This window comes from Methermicoccus shengliensis DSM 18856, assembly GCF_000711905.1.
GTDB classification, from domain to species: domain Archaea; phylum Halobacteriota; class Methanosarcinia; order DSM-18856; family Methermicoccaceae; genus Methermicoccus; species Methermicoccus shengliensis.
The window spans coordinates 93,705-99,814 of record NZ_JONQ01000012.1 but is presented as its reverse complement, the minus strand read 5'-3'; the positions used below and the strand labels follow the sequence as shown (position 1 = coordinate 99,814).

The 6,110-nt window shown below is 54.7% G+C and carries 5 protein-coding genes; 4 read left to right on the top strand and 1 reads right to left on the bottom strand.

Annotated features, from left to right (window positions below; genetic code table 11):
- Nucleotides 1–845: cohesin domain-containing protein (locus tag BP07_RS05245; RefSeq protein ID WP_211247058.1), on the bottom strand; the 845-nt coding region annotated here is incomplete at its 3' end.
- 255 nt (nt 846–1,100) lie between these two features.
- On the opposite strand from BP07_RS05245, the gene BP07_RS05240 reads away from it, so the two are divergent.
- Genes BP07_RS05240 through BP07_RS05225 form a run of 4 tightly spaced genes read left to right on the top strand, consistent with a single transcriptional unit; the run spans nt 1,101 to nt 6,096 of the window.
- Nucleotides 1,101–2,822 (top strand): DUF4129 domain-containing protein, encoded by a 1,722-nt coding sequence (locus tag BP07_RS05240; protein WP_084174123.1) that lies wholly within the window; start codon nt 1,101–1,103, stop codon nt 2,820–2,822.
- A complete protein-coding gene (locus tag BP07_RS05235; RefSeq protein WP_042686587.1) occupies nt 2,819–3,706 on the top strand; it encodes a DUF4350 domain-containing protein in 888 nt (295 codons plus the stop codon). Before BP07_RS05240 ends, BP07_RS05235 begins: the two co-directional genes overlap by 4 nt.
- Before the next feature lie 12 nt (nt 3,707–3,718).
- Nucleotides 3,719–4,696, top strand: coding sequence for an AAA family ATPase (locus BP07_RS05230; protein WP_052353270.1), 978 nt, complete (start codon nt 3,719–3,721; stop codon nt 4,694–4,696).
- On the top strand, nt 4,687–6,096 hold the full coding sequence (locus BP07_RS05225) for a DUF58 domain-containing protein (RefSeq protein ID WP_042686583.1): 1,410 nt from the start codon (nt 4,687–4,689) through the stop codon (nt 6,094–6,096). Before BP07_RS05230 ends, BP07_RS05225 begins: the two co-directional genes overlap by 10 nt.
- Nucleotides 6,097–6,110: the final 14 nt, after the last annotated feature.

The window sequence follows — 6,110 nt, the reverse complement described above, 5'->3', positions numbered from 1 at the left end:
AGCGGATAGAACGGATAGTACTGGCCGGTGGCAAACAGCACGTACTCCCCACCGGTGAGGCTGTACTGGTCAACAGAGTCCCATGGGGAGGTATAGTTCACCCTGTACTGCACCCACGAGTCGCCGTTGATGTCCGTGACGTAGAGTCCATAGGCAGAGGAGGATATGTTGTACGTGAAGCCCGAGCGGTTTGCTGCCTCCACGAGCGCACCGAGGGCGGTTGGGTGGTCTATGAAGTGGGGAACACCCGAGGTGTCCACCACGGTGCAGTTCGGTGGGACGGTGATGGTGCCGTTGAAGAGTGTGGTGGTGTTGGACTCCACTCTGATGAATACCACCACACTGTGTGGCGCTGCGCCCACATTTACCGTGCAGTTGTACAGCGCCGTGTTTATTGGAGAGGGGTTGGTATCTGAAAGGATGGTCTCATCTGGCTTGAACACGATGGCACTGGAGCCTGGGGGGACAGAATCCTTCACGCGGAACCATATGGTGGCAAGGGTGCCATTTCCAGTTATGCCAGTTGTGGTTCCAGTCCTGAACTCACCATACTCAACCGTGCCGTTGGTGTTGTAGTACCTGTTGATGAGCACGGTCGAGTTGTTCCCGTCAGAGGTCAAAAAGCTGCCCTGTGTCTGATTAACCACCTCAAGCACCATGGGGTCGAACAGCACAGTGTACGACGCAGCATACACGGGCACCGTGCTGTTCACCGAGACGTTTATCATGAACACATCCCCGGGATTAGCCTCCACATAGGAGGGCACAAGAGACACGGAGGCGTCTGGTGCGTCTCCAAGTGTTAATGAGGCCGTGCCGAGCGCAACGGCCAATACGAGAATCACCAATAAGACTCGTGAAGTAATGTTCCAACTCATGTTCTACCCCTCTCCTGCTGGTGCCAAACCATGATTTTTATCGCTCAAGTAGCTTATCAATGTATCGATATATAAAGTTTCACACTGTCCCCTCTAAAGGTTTCACACTGTACCGTGTAAAGCATCGTGTAAAGCATCTCCAGCCACCCCGCCAAGCCAGCCACAGCTAGGCCACAGCAGCTCCAGAAAAGTATATGTTCAATAGCACAATGCTCTGCATAGATGCGCGTCCTGATGTGCTTGATGCTGGCCCTCGTGCTCGTTGGGGGTATGCCCCATACACTTGCCGAAGAGTATCCGCACCACGTTAACCCAGCAGAAATCGAAAAGTCGAGCACAGCCGAGCTTGCCCCCTTCCAGTATGAGGCCATCAATGGGCTGCTGCTAAGGTTCGGATTTTTGCTCGAAGACGTGAGGGGAAGAGATGTCGAGGGCATGAGGAGACACTACACGGAGTTCATGGAATTCTATCAGCAAAACAGCCTCGTGATGGGCACCCTCGACCCCCGTCTGAGAACAAGGTTATCCGAGCTTGTGCAGTTCGTTAACCTTTCCACACAGGATGCACAAAGGCTAATTGGCCACTATCAAAGGGCAGAGCAATACATTCGCGAGGGCAGAAGAGCCAAAGCGGTTGCCGAGGTGATGAGGGCGATAGATGTGCTCAACAGGCTGAATGAGAGCTCAAAGATGCTCTATGCCCCTGAATTTTACCACTATCCCAACATCGAGGTGTCCACACACGAAAAGAACATCGAGTTGCTAACCGAGCTGATAAGCCAGCTCCATGCGGAGCTGAGCACACTCGAAAATCAAGCGTTTTACCCCACCAGCATAAGCCTCTCACTCTCCCCAGAGCAGGCTGGGTTTGGGGATGTGCTGAAGGTGCACGGAAGGCTATACTACCGTCTGAATGATACGGGCATCCAGAACGAGAGCGTGAGCATGACCCTCCAAAACCACACCTACATCCTTCATACCAAGGCAGGCGGGTTCTATGAAGAGGAGCTAATCCTCACCCAGTATCTCGAAAGGGGGACGACCGATGTGCATGTGTCCTACATTCCATCGAGCGTGCCCGCCGCACCCGCACATGCACGAAAGCCACTCCACGTGCTTCCAAAGCCCACCGAGCTCACGCTGCATGTAGCTCCGATGGTATCGATGGTTAACATAAGTGGAAGGCTCACGTGTGCTGGGATTCCCTTGCGTGGGCTTGGCGTGAAGATTGTGGTGGACAGGTTCGTGTATGTTGTGAGCACAAACGAGGATGGCACCTTCAGCCTGAATGTGGACAGCTCGAAGATGGAAAGAGGCAGGCACACTGTGGATGCGAGCTTCGAGCCTGGCCCACTGGCGTTTTTACCCTCCAATGCCACTGGACAGTTTGAGCTTACGCCCAAACTCATTCCATCCACAACACCCACCTCCTCCACAACACCCACCCCGCCTCTTTACTCATTTCTGGGCATTGCTATGGTGCTGGTGAGTCTCACCCTCCTGTGGATAAAGAGAGAGCGAGTGGTGGACTTCTGGATGAGAAGAGCTCCCAGGGCTCCAGAGCCCCCAAAAAGAGAGCCCCATGAGGAGGAACCAACACAAGTGGAAGAGGTGGAAGAGGCGAGCGAGGAAGAGGGAATGAAAAGATTAGAAGAGGATATCAGAGCGATAGAGATGATGGCAGAGCAAAGCCCTGCAAAGGCCGTGAGAGAGGGATACCTCGTGGCAAGAAGGTTCATCGCAGAGAGAGCGGGCATTGAGGATGATCCCACCCTCACCCACAGGGAGTTTCTGGAGAAGCTGGACGATACCGAGCAAGATGGCCCGTTTGGGGAGCTCGCCATGCTCTATGAGCTCTGCGAGTTCAGCGGCAACCCGCCTACCCGTGAGCAGGCAAAAAGGGCGCTTGAGCTGGTAAAGAGGATAGTGGAGAGCTTATCATGAGGACGGGGCAGGTGGGGATAATAGCCCTTGTGCTCGCAGTGCTGATGCTTGGTGTGGGTGCCTTTTCCACCAACTCAGAGGACTTCAGTGCGTACAACCATGGATGGAATGGATACTCCAAGGCGCTCTCTCTGGCTAGCGCACGGCACGAGGCACACGTGATTCTCTCGCCGGGGGAAATTGAGAGCCTTGTGCCCCCCTCGACCACGCTGGTGCTGGCAAGCCCCAATGCCCTCTCTGTAGAGCACTCCAAAGCACTCTCCAGCTTCGTGGAGAATGGGGGAAGGCTGGTGGTGTGTGAGGACTATGGCAGGGGGAATGATGTGCTCTCCATAGTGGGAGCGAGCACGAGATTCACTGGAGAGCCCATATTCGACTACTCGAGCTACTGGATAAATGTCTCGCTGCCAGTGGCCGAGGTTGTGGAGGGCAACTCATCGATGCACATCGTGCTCAACTATCCCACCTCTCTTCTGGTGAAGAGTGGGGAGGTGCTCGCGTACACGGGCAGCTTTGCATTTGCAGACATAGAGCACGACTACGAGATGGCACTCTTGGAGCACAGAGGAAGGGTGCCCATCGTGGCAATCGAAGATGTGGGTAGAGGAGAGGTGGTGTGCATTGCCGACCCCTCTGTGTTCATCAACGCCATGCTCCCAATGGCGAACAACTCAGAGTTCTTTGAGGTTGTGGTGGGAAACAGGAGCATCGTTGCATTCGACCAGTGTGAGCAGCCCAACCCACCGATGGTGGTGCTCAGAAGGGCCATAATGAGTTCGCCCATGCTCCAGCTTTTGCTGCTGGTGATGTGCCTCGTGGGCACGGTGTGTGTATTCAAGAGAAATGATATATACGATGTGGCGAAGAGATATATAAAGCGGTGAGGGTGGGGTAGCATGCTGGAGGGAAATGAGCTATGCGGTGTGGAGCTCGTGCAAAACGTGGCTCGGCGCATACTTTCAGAGCTTAGAAGAGTCATCGTGGGCAAGTATGAGATAATAGAGCTCATGCTCATCAGCCTGCTCTCCGAGGGAAACATACTGATGGAGGGCGTTCCCGGCGTGGCAAAGACCACGATAGCCAAGATGTTCGCCCATGCCACTGGGTGCGAGTTTCACCGCATCCAGTTCACTCCAGACCTTCAGCCCTCTGACATCACGGGCATATATGTGTACGACCAGAAGAAACAGGAGTTCAAGTACTACGAAAGCCCTATTTTTGCCAACATCGTGCTGGCAGACGAGATCAACAGGGCTGCCCCCAAGACCCAGTCGGCGATGCTGGAGGCCATGGAGGAAAAGACCATCACAGTGGAGGGTGTGTCTCGAAGCCTTCCAAGACCCTTTATGATGATTGCCACAGAAAACCCCATCGAGCTGGAGGGAACATATTCCCTTCCAGAGGCCCAGATAGACAGGTTCACCTTCAAGCTCGCACTCGAGCTGCCAGAGGATGAGGAGGAGCTGGGGGTGCTGAGGCTCAAGAACGAGCAGCTCAGCAACGGAATGCAGGAAGGAGTGTGCAAGAGGGTGTCCCATCCAGAGGAGGTGCTGCGCTGCATAGACATCGTGAGGAGGGTGCACGTGGAGGAGAAGGTGATGCAGTACATTCGCGATATCGTGATGTGCACCCGAAACCACGAGGACGTGCTGCTCGGGGCAAGCCCACGGGGCTCGATTAACCTCCTCATCACCTCAAAAGCAAGGGCGGCAATGCTTGGAAGAAGCTACGTGATTCCAGACGACGTGAAGTATCTGGCGCCCCATGTGCTAAACCACCGCATCATCCTCACACCAGAGGCCGAGCTTGCCAAGGTAAAGGTCGAGGATGTCATCCGTGATGTTCTCAGCACGGTGAGCATCCCATGGAGCTGAGCGAGAGGGGAAGGCTAATCCTCGTGCTGTTGGTCGAGGTGGGACTTCTCTCGATAATCTCCGAGAGCGCGCTCATGGCACTCACCAGCCTGCTTGGAGCATTGGTATTGGGTGTCGAGGGAATGCACCTGTGGTTGAGGGCTCGTGGGCTCACAGTGGATGTGAGGCACACGCTCGAAAAAAACGTTCTCGTACAACACTCGAGCACCACTGTGAGGTTCGTGGTACATGGCACGGGTAGATGCACAAATGCACTCATAACATTAAGCCCCTCGGCAGGGCTAAAGCCCCAGAGCCCCCCTGTGCAGCGGGTTACCATTGGAGAGGGGAAGGACGTTGAAATCTCGTACACCCTCAGGGGGCAAAAGAGGGGGAGGTGGGCAGTGGGCACCCTCACGTGTGAACTCGATGATGCTCTCGGCTTGTTCGTATGGCGTAAGCGCTGGAGGGTGGAGGAGGCTGTGGAAGTATACGTTAAGATGGGTGGAGAACTCACACGCTCTGAGGGCATGGGTGGCATAAGGAGACGAAGAGCACGCTCTCCAACCGCTTCCTCTGGCACGAAAAGGTGGGCTCCAGGTGTGGGAGAGGTGCGAAGGTTCTCTCCTGGCGATAGCCTGAGGTGGATAGACTGGAAGCTCACCGCCAAGATACAGAGACCCATGGTAAAGCAGCCAGAGAGAATTCCCGAAGCTCAGCTCGTGCTGATGCTCGATATCTCAAAGAGCATGGAAACTGGCAGTGGGGCGGTGCTCGAGGCTGCAATCGAGGCGGCGGCCATCGTGTATGGGCTGTGTGCCGCAAGGGGCATCCCAATGGCGATGCTCACGTTCAAGGAGAGCAAGCCCACACAGCTCATCCCCACGGGTGCTGGTAAGCATCAGGAGCTGCAGATAACAAGAGAACTTTCCCACATAAACGGAGAGGCTGGAGGAAAAACGCCCGGAGGAAAAACGCCCTCTCCACTCATTACCACTGATGAGCTGTCGATGCTCAGGAAGTTCGTGCTCAGCTCTGCCCTGCACGACCCCGAAGTGGCGTGCTTTTTCGAGAGGATTCAGCCGTTTGTGGAGAGCATCATGGCATGGAAGGATGTGAGCAGCCTCGAGCTGTATCAGGCAATGACGGATATTGTGAAAAGAGGAAAGCTCCAAACAAAGGTGGTGGTGATAACGAGCCTCATGCTGGAGACCACCCCTCTCTTTGAGAGTCTGAGGCTGGCCAGATACAATGGCTTTGAGATAGTGCTGGCCGCACTCTCTCCGAAGCTTTCTGGACAGATGGAAGAGTACCAGCTCTTTAAAGAGAAGCTGAGAATTCTTGGCTGCATCCCAGACATAAGAATATTCGAAATAGAGAGCATGGGGGAGCTGGCTCAGCTATCCTCAATAGTGGATTAGGGCACATAACCATG